We start from the raw sequence: 15,874 nt of genomic DNA, 5'->3' as shown, positions 1-15,874 counted from the left end.
ATAGGTAGGGTCGGCTCAGGGGATGGGGTAGTTGGCAATCCCCTGAACTCCATGAATACCTTGCAGTCTAAGGTTGCAAGGGGCTAGAAGGGAGAATCCCCCGGTTTCTAACCGGGGGAGTGTCAATTCGAGGCGTTCTCCCCCCCACAATGCCGGTGAGAATGCCCGCGATGGTTTCTCATTCTTCAAGCACTCGATACAAGGTCAGCCTCTGCTGAATGCATTGCTCTTTGACCGTTAAAGAATGGAGCTGACGGGAGTCGAACCCGTGTCCGAGATGGGTAATGGGGGATCACTCATTCACAGGCTTAGCCCCTTTTACCCCAGAGGCGGGGATCACCGTTTGGATCCCGGTGATGGGATTTCTCCGCCTGAGCTTGGGCTCTCCCTCGACGGAGCCAAAGAGGAGAGCTGCACCCGTTGAGGGTTTGATCCGCCCACTTAACGGGGTCGTGAGGGGATCCTCGAGCTCAAGAGTAAACCTTTAGGTTACTGAGCCTTAGGCAGCCAGAACGGCAGCTTTACGAGCAAAGGGTACGACGTTGTTCGCACGTACTTGTTTTGAGCCTGGTGGTAACGGGATAAGCTCAATCCCGACCTGTATCATGAACCCTTGTTCGCCACCCCGTCGAAACCGTTACAGCCCCAGGGTTGACTTAGCCTTAGCATAGCAAAAAAACTCGCGACACTGGGAAGTGACTCTGCTAAGATTGTAAAGCTGCAAATTAGGGTCGGTAGCTCAGCGGTAGAGCATTCGGCTTTTAACCGATTGGTCCAGGGTTCGAATCCCTGCCGACCCATATCTGGAAAACCCTTGGTAGAGTGAGCCTAGCAGTGGATCCCTGCTCTTTATAGCTCTTTATATGAGCCCACCCCAAGCGGGAAATCTCCAGCGAATCTCTCTTGGGTTGGGATAGCCTTGCGAGCAGGCTATCAGCCTTTTGGAGCACTCAAGAAGCAAGAATGATAAGACCCTCAGGGAACTGGGAGGCCCCTGGTAGAATCGGTCGGGTGAGCTATTCAGGAGGGCTTTCAAAGCTGTGGCCCGCAGAGCCGCCCTAAACCCAACCCAATTCTCCGTATCAAGGCTTCTGGATGGTACTCAAACTTCTGATTTTTGACTTTGATGGTACGCTCGTCGATTCCGAACCTGGCATTCTCGAAGCGATCCGCCATACTGCTGCGGCCCTGGAGCTGCCCCCAGAAGCGGTGGAATCTTGGCGACAGATGATCGGGATCCCGTTGGAGAAACAACTGGCTGCTCTGCTACCGAAGCATTCCCAGAACCGGATCCCGGAGGCGATTGAAATTTACCGCTGCTACTACGACGCTATCCGCCCTTACTACAGTAAACCCTTCCCCGGTATTCTCGACCTTTTGGCAGATCTAGCGGAACGGATCCCGTTGGCCATTGCCTCGAGCAAGCGACGAGAATCCATCTTGCCTGTTCTCGACCAATGGGGCTTTGGCGACCTATTTGAGCCGATCATTTCCCCAACAGAAGTGACTCATCCTAAGCCACATCCAGATTCTGTGGAACGCATCCTCGCCCACCATGACCTTGCCCCTGATCACACCGTTCTGATTGGTGATACGGAATACGACATCGAAATGGCCCGTCGTGCCGGAGTCGAGGCCTGGGGTGTGGGCTGGGGCATTCACCCCCTGGAGCGTCTGTATCAGGCTGGAGCAGAGCAAGGGTTTGCGGATGTGCAAAGCTTGCACCAAACGCTGACAGAACTGTTAATTTGAGAGAGCTTTAAGAACCTTTCAGGATTATGTTGGGTTGGCTCAACTTTTTAACAAGTTCGGTGTAAAGCCGGATGCTCCCTTTCCTAAAAGAGCACTACTGTAGGAGTACTCCAACTGGACTCCTGCTGTGACCAGTCTTTCCTTTGCCAAAATTGAGATGTCTAGAACAATCGGGGTGCCCGAAACGGCTACTTTAGAGCCAACAGATGTCAGCCACCTCTTGATCGTCGACGATCAGCCCAACAGTCGCATGTTGCTGGGGGATTTGCTAGAGGGCATTGGCTATCGGGTGAGCGAGGCCGAGAGTGGCAATCAAGCCCTGCAGATGTTGGAAACCCTCCAGCCGGATCTGATCCTGCTGGATGTGATGATGCCAGGTTTAGATGGGTTTGAAGTGTGTCGGCGCATCAAAGCGAACGAAGAGACGCGCCTGATTCCGGTGGTGTTGATCACAGCCGCCAGCGATCGCAAAAATCGGGTGCGGGGTATCGAAGCAGGGGCAGATGATTTTCTCAGCAAGCCTTTTGATGAGTCAGAATTGTTGGCGCGGGTGCGATCCCTTGTGCACCAGAAGCACCTGAACGAAGATTTGGATCATGCCGCTCAAGTCTTGTTCGTTATTGCTCGCAGCGTGGAAAGCCGGGATCCCACCACAGGAGATCACTGCGAACGCTTGGTGAAAATGGCCAAGAGCTTTGGCGAGTTTTTGCAGTTACCCCGTCCCATGATCAAGGTATTGGCTTGGGGAGGATACCTACACGACATTGGCAAAATTGGTGTGCCTGACGCGATCTTGGGCAAACCAGACAAACACACCCCAGAAGAGTGGGAAGTGATGAAATCCCATGTCCTGATCGGGGAGGAAATTTGTCGGCCCTTGCGCACTATGAAAGAGGTGTTGCCCCTGATCCGCCACCACCACGAACGCTGGGATGGCGGTGGTTACCCAGATGGGCTGAAGGGGGAAGAGATCCCATTGGTGGCCCGAGTTTTTCAGGTGCTCGATATTTACGATGCCCTCACCTCAGAGCGGCCCTACAAACGTGCCTTTACCGTTCAAGAAGCCATGGACATTCTGCGAGAAGAAACGGCAAAAGGCTGGCGGGATCCCCAATTGGTGGAGTCCTTTTTTGCGTTTTTGCGATCGCGTCTGCCCCAGTTGGATTGATCCTATGTCAGGTGGGGATCCCTTACGTCGCTGTGTGGCCTGTCGCCAGTTGTTCCCACGCTCGCAACTGTGGCGATTGGTCAGGCAATTCGATTCTCACCAAGTTCTTCTGGAGGAGGGCATGGGGCGTTCTGCCTACCTGTGTCGTCAGCTCGATTGTTTACAGGCAGCCCAACGCAAGCAACGGCTGAACAAAGCTCTGAAAGCATCAGTCCCTGACGAACTGTTTCAACGTCTAGAGGCCCAACTGCTGAGCCATCAGCCTTCTGGTGCGCCTACGGAGTTCGAAATCTCTCGATAATCTAAAGAGTTCGGCCATCTGAGCCCCTCAACCGGGACAATTTGCCTTAACGCTACACGGCAACCCAACTCACCTGTCAGAATAGGGATCCGTCTGGTGAACCTGAGGCCAGCCTGTTCAGGCTCCAGAAAGGTTATTCTAGACTAGCGCCTTAGACGTTATGTTCACTTCCCCGGTTGTCCTACCCTATGCCCCATGTGGATATTTCCAGAGCAGCTTTAGATCTAGATTCCCTCCAGTCCGGATCCCTGGAGGCCGACCCAGCTGTTCTCGATAGGCCCGAGGAAGAACCCGCAAGTTCGAAAGGCTCACCCCCTACTGATCATTTGGATCATTTGGATAGTGAAACCGACGAGGAGAGAGGAGCAGAGGCTAGCAGACGAATGACCGATAAAGTTCGACTTTACGATATTGCCCGTGAAATGGGGCGTGAAAACCGCGATGTTTTAGAGGTTTGTGAACAACTGGGGATCCCTTTCAAAAGCCACAGCAGCACCATTTCCCTGGAGCAAGCAGAACAGGTGCGCAGCAAACTGGGTAAAGCCCGTATTGTGCAACCCCCTCGCTCCCGTTCCAAGGGGCAACCCGAGGGCCGTCCACCCGAGTCTACCCCTGAATCTCGAAGTGGTGAGCGTCCTCAGCAGATCGTCGGCATTCGTCGACCTGTGCCTGCCCAGCGGCAGACCTCGGTTGCTGAGGCGACTCCTCCCAGTGCTCCGCCTGCTGCCAAACCCTCACTGCAACGACCCGAGCGGGCCTCCTCTGCTGAAAAACCTGAAAAAAAGGTCTCCGGTGGCAATACCCAGTTGATAGGCCCACCGCGCCGACAATCTGGCTCCCCCGTCCGTCCAGCTGAGATGGCCCAAGAACCCGAGCCCACTCCGCCTACTCCAGCTCGTCCGGAGCCGCCTATCCCAGTTCGTCCTGAGCTCCCTGCCACTAAGGCCAGAAGCCCTGAGCCCAGCCCTGCTCCGGTGGCCAAGCGCCCGACTGTGCTTACTCCCCCCCGACGAGCCACCTCTGAGCCCGAGCCGCCAGTAGAGCGTCCTGAACCTCTACAACGTGCTCCTGAGTCCAGTCGTCCCAGCCCCTCAGAAGCATCCTCCCCTAGCCGTCCCCGTACTCCTCGTCCCACGGAAGAAGGAGCCCCTTCTCGTCAGCCTGTACAGCGCCCGCGTCCCCAGTTGGTGGGTGCTCCCATACGCCCTGGCAGTCGCCCCCAAGAGTCTCCCTCTCCGGTGGCTAGGGAAGATAGCCCAAGCGGAAGTAGCGATACCCCCCGTCCGCAGCGGCGGATGGAGTTGGTGGGCCCCCCCACCCGTCCTGCGGCTAAGCCGACCCTCCCAGACCTGGAGGACTCCCCTCGCTTGCCGGAAGGGATCCCTGGCGAACGTCCTAGCCCGGTGTTGGCGGATGCCCCTGTGCGTCCCGCCGTGCCCAAGGTAAAGCGCAAAACCGCTGCTGAAGAGGAGGACGAGGAGCTACAGGTCCTCAATCGGCGCACCAGCCGCACGCAAGCCAAACGCAAACGCAGCCGCAGACGTGGGGAGGGAGACGGGGACACACTGGATCTGGATCCCACCGCCATAATTTCGGCGGTCAAGCAAGCAGAGCTGAACGCCCTCAAGCCATTAGCCCGTCCCACGGCTAAGCCCACTTCCTATCGACCACCAGCGACTGTCACGGTCAGTAGTGCCCGTCCTCGCCCCGCTGCCCGTTCCCAGCGACAATCTGCCGCTGCCGAAGCCAACGCTGCTGATGCGCCAGCCGAACCGGAAGAGAAGGTATTGCTGTTGGATGGCAGCCTCACTGTACAGGAATTGGCCCATCGCCTGCGTTTGGCTGAAACCGAGATTATCAAAACCCTCTTCTTCAAGGGGGTGATGGTAACCATCAACCAAGTGCTGGATGAATCGATTGCCGAGTCGGTGGCTACAGAACTGGGCTACGAGATTCGGCGGCCAGAGGCAGAATCCAAAGCCAAGAAAACAGAAATGCTGGATGTGGAGGATATCGACCATCTGGTTCCTCGTCCTCCCGTAGTCACCATCATGGGCCACGTCGATCACGGCAAAACCACTTTGCTCGATGCCATCCGCGATACTAATGTCGCTCGGGGAGAAGCCGGCGGGATCACTCAGCGCATTGGGGCCTACCACGTTGATGTGGATTTTGAGGGGGAAAGCCGCCGTGTGGTTTTCCTCGATACCCCTGGCCACCAAGCCTTCACCGCCATGCGTGCCCGTGGCACCCGTGTGACCGATATTGCCGTTTTGGTGGTGGCGGCCGACGATGGGGTACAACCGCAAACCCTGGAGGCAATCAGCCATGCGCGGGCCGCTCAGGTGCCGATCATCGTTGCCATCAACAAGATCGACAAACCGGACAGCCAACCGGATCGCATTAAGCAGCAGCTTGCCGAACATGGCCTACTGCCAGAAGAGTGGGGCGGGGATACCCCGATGGTGGAGGTCAGCGCTCTAGCTCGCCTCAACCTCGACAGCCTGTTGGAGATGATCCTGCTGGTGGCGGATGTAGCGGAGCTGCAGGCCAATCCCAATCGTCCGGCCCGTGGCACGGTGGTGGAAGCCCACCTAGATAAGGCGCGTGGCCCTGTGGCGACGTTGTTGGTTCAAAATGGCACGCTGCGAGTTGGGGAAACCCTGGTGGCGGGGGCTGTTTTGGGCCGTGTCAAAGCAATGGTGGATGATCGGGGCAACCGGCTACAGGAGGCAGGGCCCTCTTCTGCCGTGCAACTGCTGGGTCTGGATGAAGTACCGGCAGCTGGAGATGAATTTCAGGTCTACCCAGACGAGAAAGAAGCCCGTCGCATTGCTCAGGAACGGGCGGATGCGCTGCGGCAAACTCGACTGCAACAGGCGCTCCTCTCCCGCCGAGTCAGTTTGGGCAGTATTTCTGCCAAGGCTCAAGAGGGCCAGCTGAAGGAGCTGAACCTGATCCTGAAAACCGATGTCCAGGGATCCGCCGAAGCGATTCAGGCCGCATTGCAGGATCTGCCCCAAGAGGAAGTGCAATTGCGGGTCTTGCTGGCCGCTGCCGGTGAGATTACTGAGACAGATGTGGATTTGGCAGCCGCCAGTGAAGCGATCATCCTCGGTTTCAACACCAGCATGGCCCCTGGATCCCGACAAGCTGCCGATGAGAAAGGGGTGGATGTGCGGGAATACGACATCATCTATAATCTGCTCGACGATCTGCGGGCGGCGATGGAGGGCTTGCTGGATCCTGAAGAAGTGGAAGAACCTCTAGGCCAAGCGGAAGTGCGGATGGTGATCCCGATTGGGCGCGGTGCGATTGCCGGCAGCTATGTGCTTTCCGGCAAGGTGCAACGGAACGCTTTGGTGCGAGTCCGGCGTAAGGGGGAGGTGATTCACGAAGGTCGCCTCGATTCCTTGAAGCGCTTCAAAGACGATGTGCGCGAAGTGGCTTCTGGCTTCGAGTGTGGGATCGGTGTCGATAAGTTCCAAGCTTGGCAGGAAGGGGACATTATCGAGGTGTATCAGATGGTCTCGAAACGGCGAACCCTGACTCCGGCCTAGATCGGGGTCGAAGCGGTTAGGTTGTGAAGCAGGGATAGGGATCCCTCCCACTCAAGGGGATCCCTGGGGCAGGATGATGACGCTCCGCATCGTGCGGAGCAGGATGGAGATCTCAGCTTGTTGATGGGGAGAAGCATGCGACTGAGCCAGATGTTGTTTGTAACACTGCGGGAGGATCCCGCGGAAGCCGAGCTGCCCAGCCACAAGCTGCTGTTGCGGGGGGGATTCATCCGCCGCCTATCTCCAGGTACCTACACCTATTTGCCGCTGCTCTGGCGAGTCTTGCAAAAAATCTCCGAGATCGTCCGGCAGGAGATGAACGCCATCGGCGGACAGGAATGTCTGATGCCCCAGTTGCAGCCGGCAGAAATCTGGCGGGAGTCCGGTCGTTGGGACGTGTATACCCAAGCGGAAGGGATCATGTTTGCCCTCACAGATCGGCAGGGGCGAGAACAGGGTCTTGGCCCCACCCATGAAGAGGTGATTACCCTCCTTGCCCGCGATTTGATCCGCTCCTACCGACAATTGCCCCAAACCCTCTATCAAATCCAGACCAAATTCCGGGATGAGATTCGGCCTCGCTTTGGCCTGATGCGGGGTCGGGAGTTCATCATGAAGGATGCCTACTCTTTTCATGCCAACGAAGAAAGCCTGCGCCAAACCTATCAGGATATGCATCGTGCCTACTGTCGTATTCTCAGCCGCTGTGGGCTGCAATTTCGCGTGGTGGATGCCGATGCGGGGGCGATTGGCGGGCCGACCGCAGCCTCTCAGGAATTTATGGTGCTAGCTTCTGCTGGAGAGGATGACATTCTCTACACCCCTGACGGCTCCTATGCGGCCAATGTGGAAAAAGCAGTATCGATTCCGCCGGAGGCTGCTCCCTCTCCCTATGATTCTGTTCAAATATTGGATACCCCCGGCACGGAAACCATTGATAAATTGGCGGAGTTCCTCAAGATTTCTCCCACCGTCATCCTCAAAAACGTTCTCTACCAAGCCCTTTACGACAACGGCATGCGGGTGGCGGTGCTCCTGAGCATTCGGGCGGATCAAGAGGTGAATGAGGTGAAACTCTCCAACCATCTCAGCCGCTTGGCGGAACGTTACCAAGCCAGCAAATTGCTCACCCTCACCCTGGCGGATGCCGATATCCAAAGCAGTTGGCAGGGGGATCCGATTCCTGTCGGGTATATCGCCCCTGATTTGCCAGATCGCTGCTTGGGCCAAACCCAGAAAAACCTGGCCCCCAAAATCTTGCGGTTGGCGGATCAAACGGCAGCCCTGATGAAAAACTTCGTGACGGGAGCCAATGAACCCGGCAAGCATGTGGGGGGAGTGAACTGGGGCGAACACTACCCGCTCCCGGAGGTGGTGGATGTGCGCAAAGCCCAAGCAGGGGATCGTTCTCTCCTCAACCCGGAGCAAATCCTAGAAACCACCCGTGGGATTGAAATTGGGCATATTTTCCAGCTGGGCTTGAAGTTCTCGTTACCGATGCGGGCCACCTTCACCGACGAACAGGGATCCGAACATCCGCTATGGATGGGGTGTTACGGCATTGGGGTGTCTCGCTTGGCTCAGGCAGCTGTGGAACAATCCCACGATGCCAATGGCATCATCTGGCCGGTGGCAATCGCCCCTTATCAGGTGGTAGTGGTAGTTCCCAACATCTCCGATGCCCAGCAGATGGAAGTGGCTGAGCGGCTGGTGCGGGAGCTGACGGCTGCCGGGATCGAAACCCTCTGGGATGACCGGGATGAGCGGGCCGGCGTGAAATTCAAAGATGCCGATCTCATCGGGATCCCTTACCGCGTTACCACCGGTCGCAGCCTGAAGCAGGGCAAGGTAGAACTGACCGAGCGGGCCACCGGGCAAGCCATAGAGATCCCAATTGAGGAAGTGGTGGCCACCCTGAAAGAGCGGCTCGAGGCGGCCTTAGCGGTGCCAGACTGAGCAGGGTTCCGGTAGGGCTAGGATGCTGAATATCTCCATCCTTAAAAAGGAAGACAACTCCTGTCCCTTTGGTTCTTACAGCCCTTGCGCGGGTTTGCTACAACAACTGAATCGTAAGGGAGCGATTGGCCGGGGTTATTTGACCCAAAATAACAGCTCGACTGGCTCCAGTTGCCTCGGGTAAATTGTTTGCCTGACCCTGCCAAGTTCGATAGGCCAAGATAGCAAAAGCCAGGGCTTCTTTTGCTTGCGACGGGATCCCCATTTGTTCACTGGTGAGCAGGGTCACTTCCGGAAGCTGCCGCTGCAACATCTTCATCAGAGTTGGGTTTTGGGTGCCACCACCACTCACAATTGCTTGATCCGGCAGATGGGGCAAAAAGGTTCTGTAGGCGTGGGCAATGGAACAAGCGGTCCATGCAGTTAGGGTGGCAATGCAATCTGCGGCTGAAGCAAAATGAGGCCAAATCTGTTGTAGATAGGACGCTCCAAAATATTCTCTGCCGGTGGTTTTGGGTGGAGGCAACTGAAAATAGGGATCCCGCATCCATTCTCTAACCTTTTCCCAGTCCACTTGGCCTTGGGCGGCCCACTGCCCGTTGCGATCAAACGTTTGTTGCCCTTGAGTGGCTTGCATCACTGCTAAGTCGATCAAAATGTTGCCTGGACCCGTATCAAAGGCAAACGGGGATCCCGGCCCAGAGGTTTTGGGTAAATAGGTTAAATTGGCAATGCCGCCAATGTTTTGGGCCACACGATTCCGGTGAGAGTCACTGAACAACAGCCTATCTACAAACGCCACCAGCGGGGCCCCCTGTCCTCCAGCCGCCATATCCCGCGCTCGAAAATTGTTGATGACAGGGATCCCGGTTAATTCTGCAATCACAGCCGCTTCGCCGATTTGCAAGGTAGAGGCATTGGGGCCGGTGGGGATATGCCAAAGGGTTTGGCCATGACTGCCAATCAAGTCAATCTGTTCCGGGTTCAGGTTTGCAGAATCGATCCCCTGCAAAGCTGCTTCCGCAAAAGCTTGCCCCACCCGAACATTCAACGCGCAGAGCTGATCAACGCTGCTGGTTTTGGGATCCGAAGCCCGCAAGATGGCTTCTCTCAACTGTTCGGAATAGGGGATGGTTTCATGATGGAGAAGATCCCAGGTTAAGGGATCCCTGCCCTCAATTTGCACAATCGCCACATCGATCCCATCCACAGAAGTGCCCGACATTAAGCCAATGACAATCATCTTGTTGAAGACAGTGAAGATAGTGAACTACTTCCGCTGGAAGACAACGGAAAGGTTGTTGGCCGGCATAGGAATCACCTCTTTCAGGATCAGCCCCTTTTGCTCAGCCACCTCAACAACGTTTTCCAAATCCCGCACTCCCCATTCCGGGTTCTCCGCTCTTAAGCTGGCATCAAACTGGGCGTTACTGGGAGCCGTGTGTTCTCCCTGGCAACGGAAAGGGCCATACAAATAGAGGATCCCGTCGGGTGGCAAAATTCGACCGGCTCCGGCCATCAATCCCAAACAACTGGCCCAAGGGCTGATGTGAATCAGGTTGATGCTGACCATCGCTGTTGTGGGTGGATCTGGGCTTGGGGTCTCGACCGGCCAGATCGGATCCCGGACATCCAATGGGATAGGGGGGCGTAGGTTGGCTGCCGGAAATTCCGCTTGCCAGGCTTGAATACTACGACAAAGCTCCGGATCCGGCTCACTCGGTTGCCAGATGCAATGGGGCAGACGCGGGGCAAAGTACACGGCATGTTCCCCTGTGCCACTGCCAACCTCCAACACCCTGCCACTGCTGGGTAAAACCTGCTCCAGCACCCTCAGAATCGGATCCCGGTTGCGCAGCGTTGCCGGAGCATGGCGACGATTCTCTTGTCCCACCCCCATCTCCTTGTCCCCTCGACGTTACACCCGACCCCATCAAACGAACACTCCTGAACCCCAACATCAGCGGCCAGAGAAGCTCCCCAGAGACTTTACCAGAGGCTTTAGAAGGTATGAAGGTTCTGCCCTTTCTGCATCAGCCCTCATTAGCATACAAACAGCGCACCCGAAACCTCTGGGTAGGAACTTCGTCTAGTGGGAATTTTGTCTGATGAGTGAAGCCATCCGCTACGATCTTTTGCTGGTAGGGGGGAGTTCCTCCAACCTGATCCTGGCCCATCGCCTTTTGGATCTAGCCAAACTCTCCGGCTTGAAGATCTCCATTGCCATTCTGGAAAAAGCACGGCAATTCGGTGGGCACATCGTCAGCGGCGCCATCTGCAATCCCCAAGTGATCTGCAAACTCTTTCCTGATTTTGAAAGTCAGGGGTTCCCCACCGAAGGGCGCGTGGAAGTCAATCATCTGAGTGTACTGGGATCCGAACAGCGCTGGGATCTACCGGAAGCCGTGATTCCCCAAGGGTTTCGCAAACAGGGACAAGTCATCCTCACCCTCAGCCACGTCATTCGTTGGTTGGCAGAACAACTGCAAGAGAAAGCCAAGGGGATCCCGAATGTCACCCTTGATTTATTTCCCGGTTTTGCCGCCCATGAAATTCTGTACGACGGGGAACGGGTGATTGGGGTGCGAGCCAGCGACTCCGGCCAAATTTACGAAGACTGCATTTTTGCTGATCTCACCTGTTTTGGCGACAAAGGGTTCATCTCCAAAGATCTCATCGAGAAGTTTCAGCTGCGGCCTAATCCGCAACTGTGGTCGGTCGGGGTGAAAGAAGTCTGGCAAATTCCCGGATCCCTGCAAGGGCAGGTGTGGCACACCCTGGGTTACCCGGTTTTGGACGGCAGCTTTAGTGGCGGCTTTGTCTATGGCCTCAAAGACAATCGCCTTGCCTTGGGCCTGATCATCGGCCTCGATAGCAAAAACCCCAACCTGAACCCGCAACAACGTCTCCAGGAGTTCAAAGGCCATCCTTGGATCCAATCTTTGCTGGAGGGGGGCAAGTTGCTCAAGTACGGGGCTGCCGTGATTCCAGAGGGAGGCTACTACAGTCTGCCCACCCGCTTTGGTGTGGAGGGATCCCTGTTGTTGGGGGATGCGCTCGGGGTGCTGGATGTGGGCAGCCTGGCCGGGGTCGATAAGGCCATGGAAACCGGCTATGTGGCGGCGGGCTTAATTCACGATGGCTTTTTGAAAGGCAATCTGCACATTCAAGAGGCCTATCAACAAGAAGTGATGCAAAGCTCGGTGGGGCAAGATCTGTACCGCAGCCGCTACTTCCGGGAAGCTTTCCTGGAAAACTCCCGCCTGTTGGAAGAGTACCTACCCAAAGTGTGCAGCAGCGTCGATGCTGGCCATCCTTGGTTGGGATCCCTGCAATTTGGCCTGCAAGACCCGGTTCGCCGGGGCCGAGAAACCCTGCGCGCTTATACCCTTCTTACCGGACGAGTTAGCACCAGCGCACCCCCACCTCAGGGATACATTGCTCCCCATGCCGCTATTCAGGCGGATTTTGTTGCCCCCACCGCCGTTTCTGTGCCTCAACCCGAGTCCGTGTACGGCTATTTCTCTCGGCCTGATGCGGTCTTTTTTGCCGAACCCCGTTATCACGAAGGCAACCATCATATTGTCGAGTTCAGTGCCGAAACCTGTCGTCGGTGCATCGCCACTTACGACAAACTCAATCGCCCTACCCCCTGCATTTCTGACTGCACCGCAGAAGTTCACCACATCCGAGAACAGCACGGGATCCGTTCCCATGCCATGTCTTTAGAAAATTGCATTCAGTGCCGCACCTGCGAAATCATCTGTCCCCAATTAAATTTGCGGGTTAACCCCAGCTATGAGGGATCCGGCCCGGATTTCTTCGGGTTATGACCGTGCGGTTGTGAGATGCCTTATTTGTAGATAACTACCGCGTTTTACATGGACGGGATCCCTATGTGGCCCAGTCGGTTGGAGACCGGATTTTGCACCGCTTGTGGATGTGGTCGCCAGATGCGGCAGGGATCCCTGAAGGCATTCAATACTCGGATCCCGATGATGTGCTGGTGGCCGCCTCGTAAATTCAGGAAGCTTCAAAATACGCGAGCAGGCGGGAACAGATAAAATCATGGATAGATTAGGAGACCTGAGAATGCCATGTCTCCATTCCGATCGCTCTTGTCAGCCTCAGAAGTAGAAACAGGTGGGGGTCAGCAGATTGGCTTATCCCAAAAGCAGCGCTTCTAACGAGCGAGTTACGACAATTGACGCATGGGATAGCCGTAAGTATCGGTAAGAATAAATACATAGTCTAACCAGGCAGGAGCCGAACTAAAGCCTCCTTGATAAACTAACTGAGGTTGCTGCGTTGGCTGGAGCGGCTTTGGGTTCTGAGGGCCTAGAGTCTGTTCTCGGATTCGAAGCGCTTCCGGACGCCAATTTTCAGTCCTGTTCACCACTCCCTGAAGATGTAAGATGCAAAGCAACGATCGCTTCGATCAGATCGACTTTCGGCTGGATCGCCTGGTGGGTGCCGTGCTGACCCTGACGGAGACTGTGAGCTTCGTCAAAGATGATCTGACCAACCTGAAAGGAATTGTTCAACAGCAGCTTATGGTGACCCAAGAGCACAGCAACTGGTTGGGAGAGTTGAAGCAAATCTGTCAACAACAGGCCGAGACCGCTCGCCGCCAGTCCGACACGGTTGAGCGCATCATCACCTATCTTCTTCCTTCAGAAACTCCCAAACCCTAAAGGGGGATTGGCGGGGTATGGGGACGTGTCAGAATATCACCAGAAACAGAAGTTAAGGTCGTCTACCCTTGCAAAACAAGGTTGAAGCAGCCCAGCAGGGCTCTACGCAGAGTTCTATAAATGCCGAGGAGTTGCTTGCCTTCTTCCGTTGTCGACGACTCCCTTATTTGGATCGGGTTGGGCCTATTCAGGCAAAGCTTCCCCCAGAAGATCTATTAGAGCAGTGGCGGCGGGATCGCCAAACTTTAGTGTCAAGAGTGTTTGAGCAATTCCCCGGAGAACGGATTGAAGCTGGCAATGGGGCGGTGTTGGCGGCCATGTCCCAGGGTGTGCAGTACATCTATGGGGGAGGAATCCAGGCGGAACTATTTATTGAGCGGGTTATTGAGCGGGCAGCCGCGGTGGATGTAACCGCCCTTGAATGTGAAACCGAGCTTTCAAAGGCTCCCCGTTCTTCGCCAGGGATCCCAGACCCTACGGATCCTATAGATAGAGACACCGCAACAGCCGATAACACCTTGCCCGCAGAGTTTGAGGCAATCCGGGTGAGCAGTTCCCTGGATCTACTCATTCGGGATCAACCCCTACCCACCAAAAGCCAACCCTCCCTCAGACACTTTTACCTGCCGGCGCAAATTCGTATTGGCAAACGTCCCAAACCTGAGTACGAGTTGCTGCTGGCTTTACAGGCGGAATTGCTCGGCACTTTGCAGGGGACAACCCCGAAGCGGGGAATTTTGATTTTGAAAGGGGGGAAGTGGCATCCTATCCATCTGGGGCGACGGCGGGAACAGGTACGGCAGTTGATCCGCGAGTATTTGCTCACTTTAGACCAGCCCGATCCCCCCCAGGTGTTTATGGCGCGCAGCCGTTGTCATCTTTGCCATTGGCGGGAGCATTGTCGGCAATTGAATGCAACCAGCCAACCCCTCAGCCTGCTGCCGGGCGTGACGGGATCCCGTTATCCGCTGTTACAAGAAGCAGGGATCGAGTCGGTGGAAGCTCTGGCCAACGCTCACCTGGAAACCCTACAAGCGATTCCCAAACTGGGAGCCGCCGTCGCCCTGCAACTGAAGCGGCAAGCCCATGCCACCCTCACTCAGCAACCCGTCTGGATTCAGCAGGAGCCTTTCCCAAAAACCGCTGTCGAAATTTACTTTGATATTGAGGCAGATCCCCGTCACAATGTCGCCTATCTGCTGGGCTTACTGGTGGTGGAGCAAACTCAGGATGCCGATGCGTTTCGCTATCACAGTTGTTTGGCCACAACCCCAGAAGAGGAAGGGCAGGTGTGGCAGCAATTTTTGCGCCTGACAGCACAGCATCCCGAGGCACCCATTTATCACTTCCACGGGTTTGAAGTACAAACTTGTCAACGCCTGGGTCAGCAATACAATACGGATCCCCGCCAACTGCGGCAGTTATTAAAGCGCTTTGTAGATTTGCACGAATGGGTACAACGTTCCGTCGTATTGCCCATCGAAAGTTACTCCCTCAAAAACATCGCCCGTTGGCTGGGGTTTGAGTGGCGGATCCCGGATGCCAGTGGGGCACAGTCGATTTACTGGTACAGCCAGTGGCTGGAAACCCAAGATCGGGATTTTTTGGAGCGCTCGGTGATTTACAACGAGGATGACTGTCGAGCAACCCATCGCCTCAAAGACTGGCTGGCCAAAGGCGCGGATTCCAACCCTTAAGGCAGCGGTTCTCCGCAAAAAGGATCAACCCAGTTCGGATTAGGATAACCTATAGGACACCAGACTCTGAGGGATCCAATGCGACTCAAATCCCATGAATCCCCCCGCCAACAGGGAAGAAACCATCGCGGGCGGGGAGGAACAGCCCGCAAACGACAACTGGACAAACGGAATCGCACCTTGATGCAACGACTGCGACAGGGTGACCGTTCTCCATCCACTTCCTCTTCAAGGCAGGGCCAATCCAACCCTGCTTTTTTTGTGGCTGCTATTCCTTCAGATTTCAGATCAGATCTCCTTAGACTTCAAGTTCGGTCATCAGAGGCGGGATCCCAGCCTACCGTTTCGGCCACCTGATCCGCCAACTTGGTCGCATCAAAGGGTTTGGTAATCACCCCCCGCACCCCCAGCGGCAAAAACTGCTGCTTGACCAACCGCGCCCGTACTTTCGCTGTCAGGAGAATGACCGGAATATCTCGAGTTTTGGGGTTGGCCCGCAATTGACGGAAGGTGGTCGGGCCATCCATATCCGGCATCATCACATCCAACAGAATTACATCCGGGTGAGCCGTTTCCGCAATGCGGATCCCTTCTTCACCAGAAGGCGCACTCCACACCTCCCAACCGGCCATAATCTCCAGGCTAAGCTGAGCCACTTCGCGGATATCGTCTTCATCGTCCACCACCAAAACCCGGCGGGTCAGAGTGGCATCACTGGAGGTAGAAGTTAAAGTTTGCATGGTCTT

13 protein-coding genes, 1 tRNA gene and 1 other RNA gene are annotated in these 15,874 nt (G+C 55.7%); 11 read left to right on the top strand and 4 right to left on the bottom strand.

Going from position 1 to position 15,874, the window contains the following annotated elements:
• Positions 1-242 precede the first annotated feature (242 nt).
• Positions 243-647, bottom strand: a transfer-messenger RNA (tmRNA) gene (ssrA, locus tag JX360_RS04305).
• 81 nt (positions 648-728) lie between these two features.
• Here ssrA and JX360_RS04300 point away from each other — a divergent pair.
• The 6 genes from JX360_RS04300 to JX360_RS04275 all read left to right on the top strand — a co-directional run bounded on the left by JX360_RS04300 (position 729) and on the right by JX360_RS04275 (position 8,737).
• Positions 729-800: transfer RNA gene (locus JX360_RS04300), tRNA-Lys, on the top strand.
• Between the two features lie 295 nt (positions 801-1,095).
• Complete coding sequence (locus JX360_RS04295) at positions 1,096-1,752, top strand: HAD family hydrolase (protein WP_244349361.1); 657 nt, start codon at positions 1,096-1,098, stop codon at positions 1,750-1,752.
• Positions 1,753-1,909: 157 nt separating this feature from the next.
• Positions 1,910-2,920, top strand: coding sequence for a response regulator (locus JX360_RS04290; RefSeq protein ID WP_279611244.1), 1,011 nt, complete (start codon positions 1,910-1,912; stop codon positions 2,918-2,920).
• Between the two features lie 4 nt (positions 2,921-2,924).
• The gene (locus JX360_RS04285) at positions 2,925-3,221 is read left to right on the top strand and encodes a YlxR family protein (protein WP_244349359.1); all 297 of its coding nucleotides are present in this window, start codon (positions 2,925-2,927) and stop codon (positions 3,219-3,221) included.
• 383 nt (positions 3,222-3,604) lie between these two features.
• Entirely contained in the window at positions 3,605-6,781 is a 3,177-nt protein-coding gene (gene infB / locus JX360_RS04280; RefSeq protein ID WP_244349358.1) for a translation initiation factor IF-2, read from the top strand.
• 135 nt (positions 6,782-6,916) lie between these two features.
• Positions 6,917-8,737: a proline--tRNA ligase gene (locus JX360_RS04275; RefSeq protein ID WP_244349357.1), complete on the top strand. Its 1,821-nt coding sequence runs from the start codon at positions 6,917-6,919 to the stop codon at positions 8,735-8,737.
• Positions 8,738-8,834: 97 nt separating this feature from the next.
• Here JX360_RS04275 and JX360_RS04270 read toward each other — a convergent pair whose 3' ends face one another.
• Both JX360_RS04270 and JX360_RS04265 read right to left on the bottom strand, forming a co-directional pair.
• On the bottom strand, positions 8,835-9,980 hold the full coding sequence (locus JX360_RS04270; protein ID WP_279611234.1) for an anhydro-N-acetylmuramic acid kinase: 1,146 nt from the start codon (positions 9,978-9,980) through the stop codon (positions 8,835-8,837).
• Positions 9,981-10,007: 27 nt separating this feature from the next.
• A complete protein-coding gene (locus JX360_RS04265; RefSeq protein ID WP_244349355.1) occupies positions 10,008-10,637 on the bottom strand; it encodes a DUF938 domain-containing protein in 630 nt (209 codons plus the stop codon).
• Between the two features lie 208 nt (positions 10,638-10,845).
• On the opposite strand from JX360_RS04265, the gene JX360_RS04260 reads away from it, so the two are divergent.
• The 5 genes from JX360_RS04260 to JX360_RS17825 all read left to right on the top strand — a co-directional run bounded on the left by JX360_RS04260 (position 10,846) and on the right by JX360_RS17825 (position 15,485).
• Complete coding sequence (locus JX360_RS04260; RefSeq protein WP_244349354.1) at positions 10,846-12,570, top strand: 4Fe-4S dicluster domain-containing protein; 1,725 nt, start codon at positions 10,846-10,848, stop codon at positions 12,568-12,570.
• A gap of 65 nt (positions 12,571-12,635) precedes the next feature.
• Complete coding sequence (locus JX360_RS17480; RefSeq protein WP_279611233.1) at positions 12,636-12,758, top strand: hypothetical protein; 123 nt, start codon at positions 12,636-12,638, stop codon at positions 12,756-12,758.
• A gap of 394 nt (positions 12,759-13,152) precedes the next feature.
• On the top strand, positions 13,153-13,431 hold the full coding sequence (locus JX360_RS04255; RefSeq protein WP_244349353.1) for a hypothetical protein: 279 nt from the start codon (positions 13,153-13,155) through the stop codon (positions 13,429-13,431).
• 68 nt (positions 13,432-13,499) lie between these two features.
• Positions 13,500-15,128 carry a TM0106 family RecB-like putative nuclease gene (locus JX360_RS04250; protein WP_279611232.1) on the top strand — a complete coding sequence of 543 codons (1,629 nt, stop codon included), beginning with the start codon at positions 13,500-13,502 and terminating at the stop codon, positions 15,126-15,128.
• 78 nt (positions 15,129-15,206) lie between these two features.
• Positions 15,207-15,485, top strand: a complete 279-nt coding sequence (locus tag JX360_RS17825) for a hypothetical protein (protein ID WP_425244354.1) — start codon at positions 15,207-15,209, stop codon at positions 15,483-15,485.
• Here the strand turns inward: JX360_RS17825 and JX360_RS04245 are convergent.
• Complete coding sequence (locus tag JX360_RS04245; protein WP_244349352.1) at positions 15,434-15,868, bottom strand: response regulator; 435 nt, start codon at positions 15,866-15,868, stop codon at positions 15,434-15,436. The two genes, JX360_RS17825 and JX360_RS04245, sit on opposite strands and share 52 nt — an antisense overlap.
• Positions 15,869-15,874: the final 6 nt, after the last annotated feature.

Origin of the sequence: Thermostichus vulcanus str. 'Rupite', assembly GCF_022848905.1 — a bacterium.
GTDB lineage: Bacteria > Cyanobacteriota > Cyanobacteriia > Thermostichales > Thermostichaceae > Thermostichus > Thermostichus vulcanus_A.
Note: the sequence above shows the minus strand (reverse complement) of the source record. Positions and strands in the feature narration are given on the sequence as shown.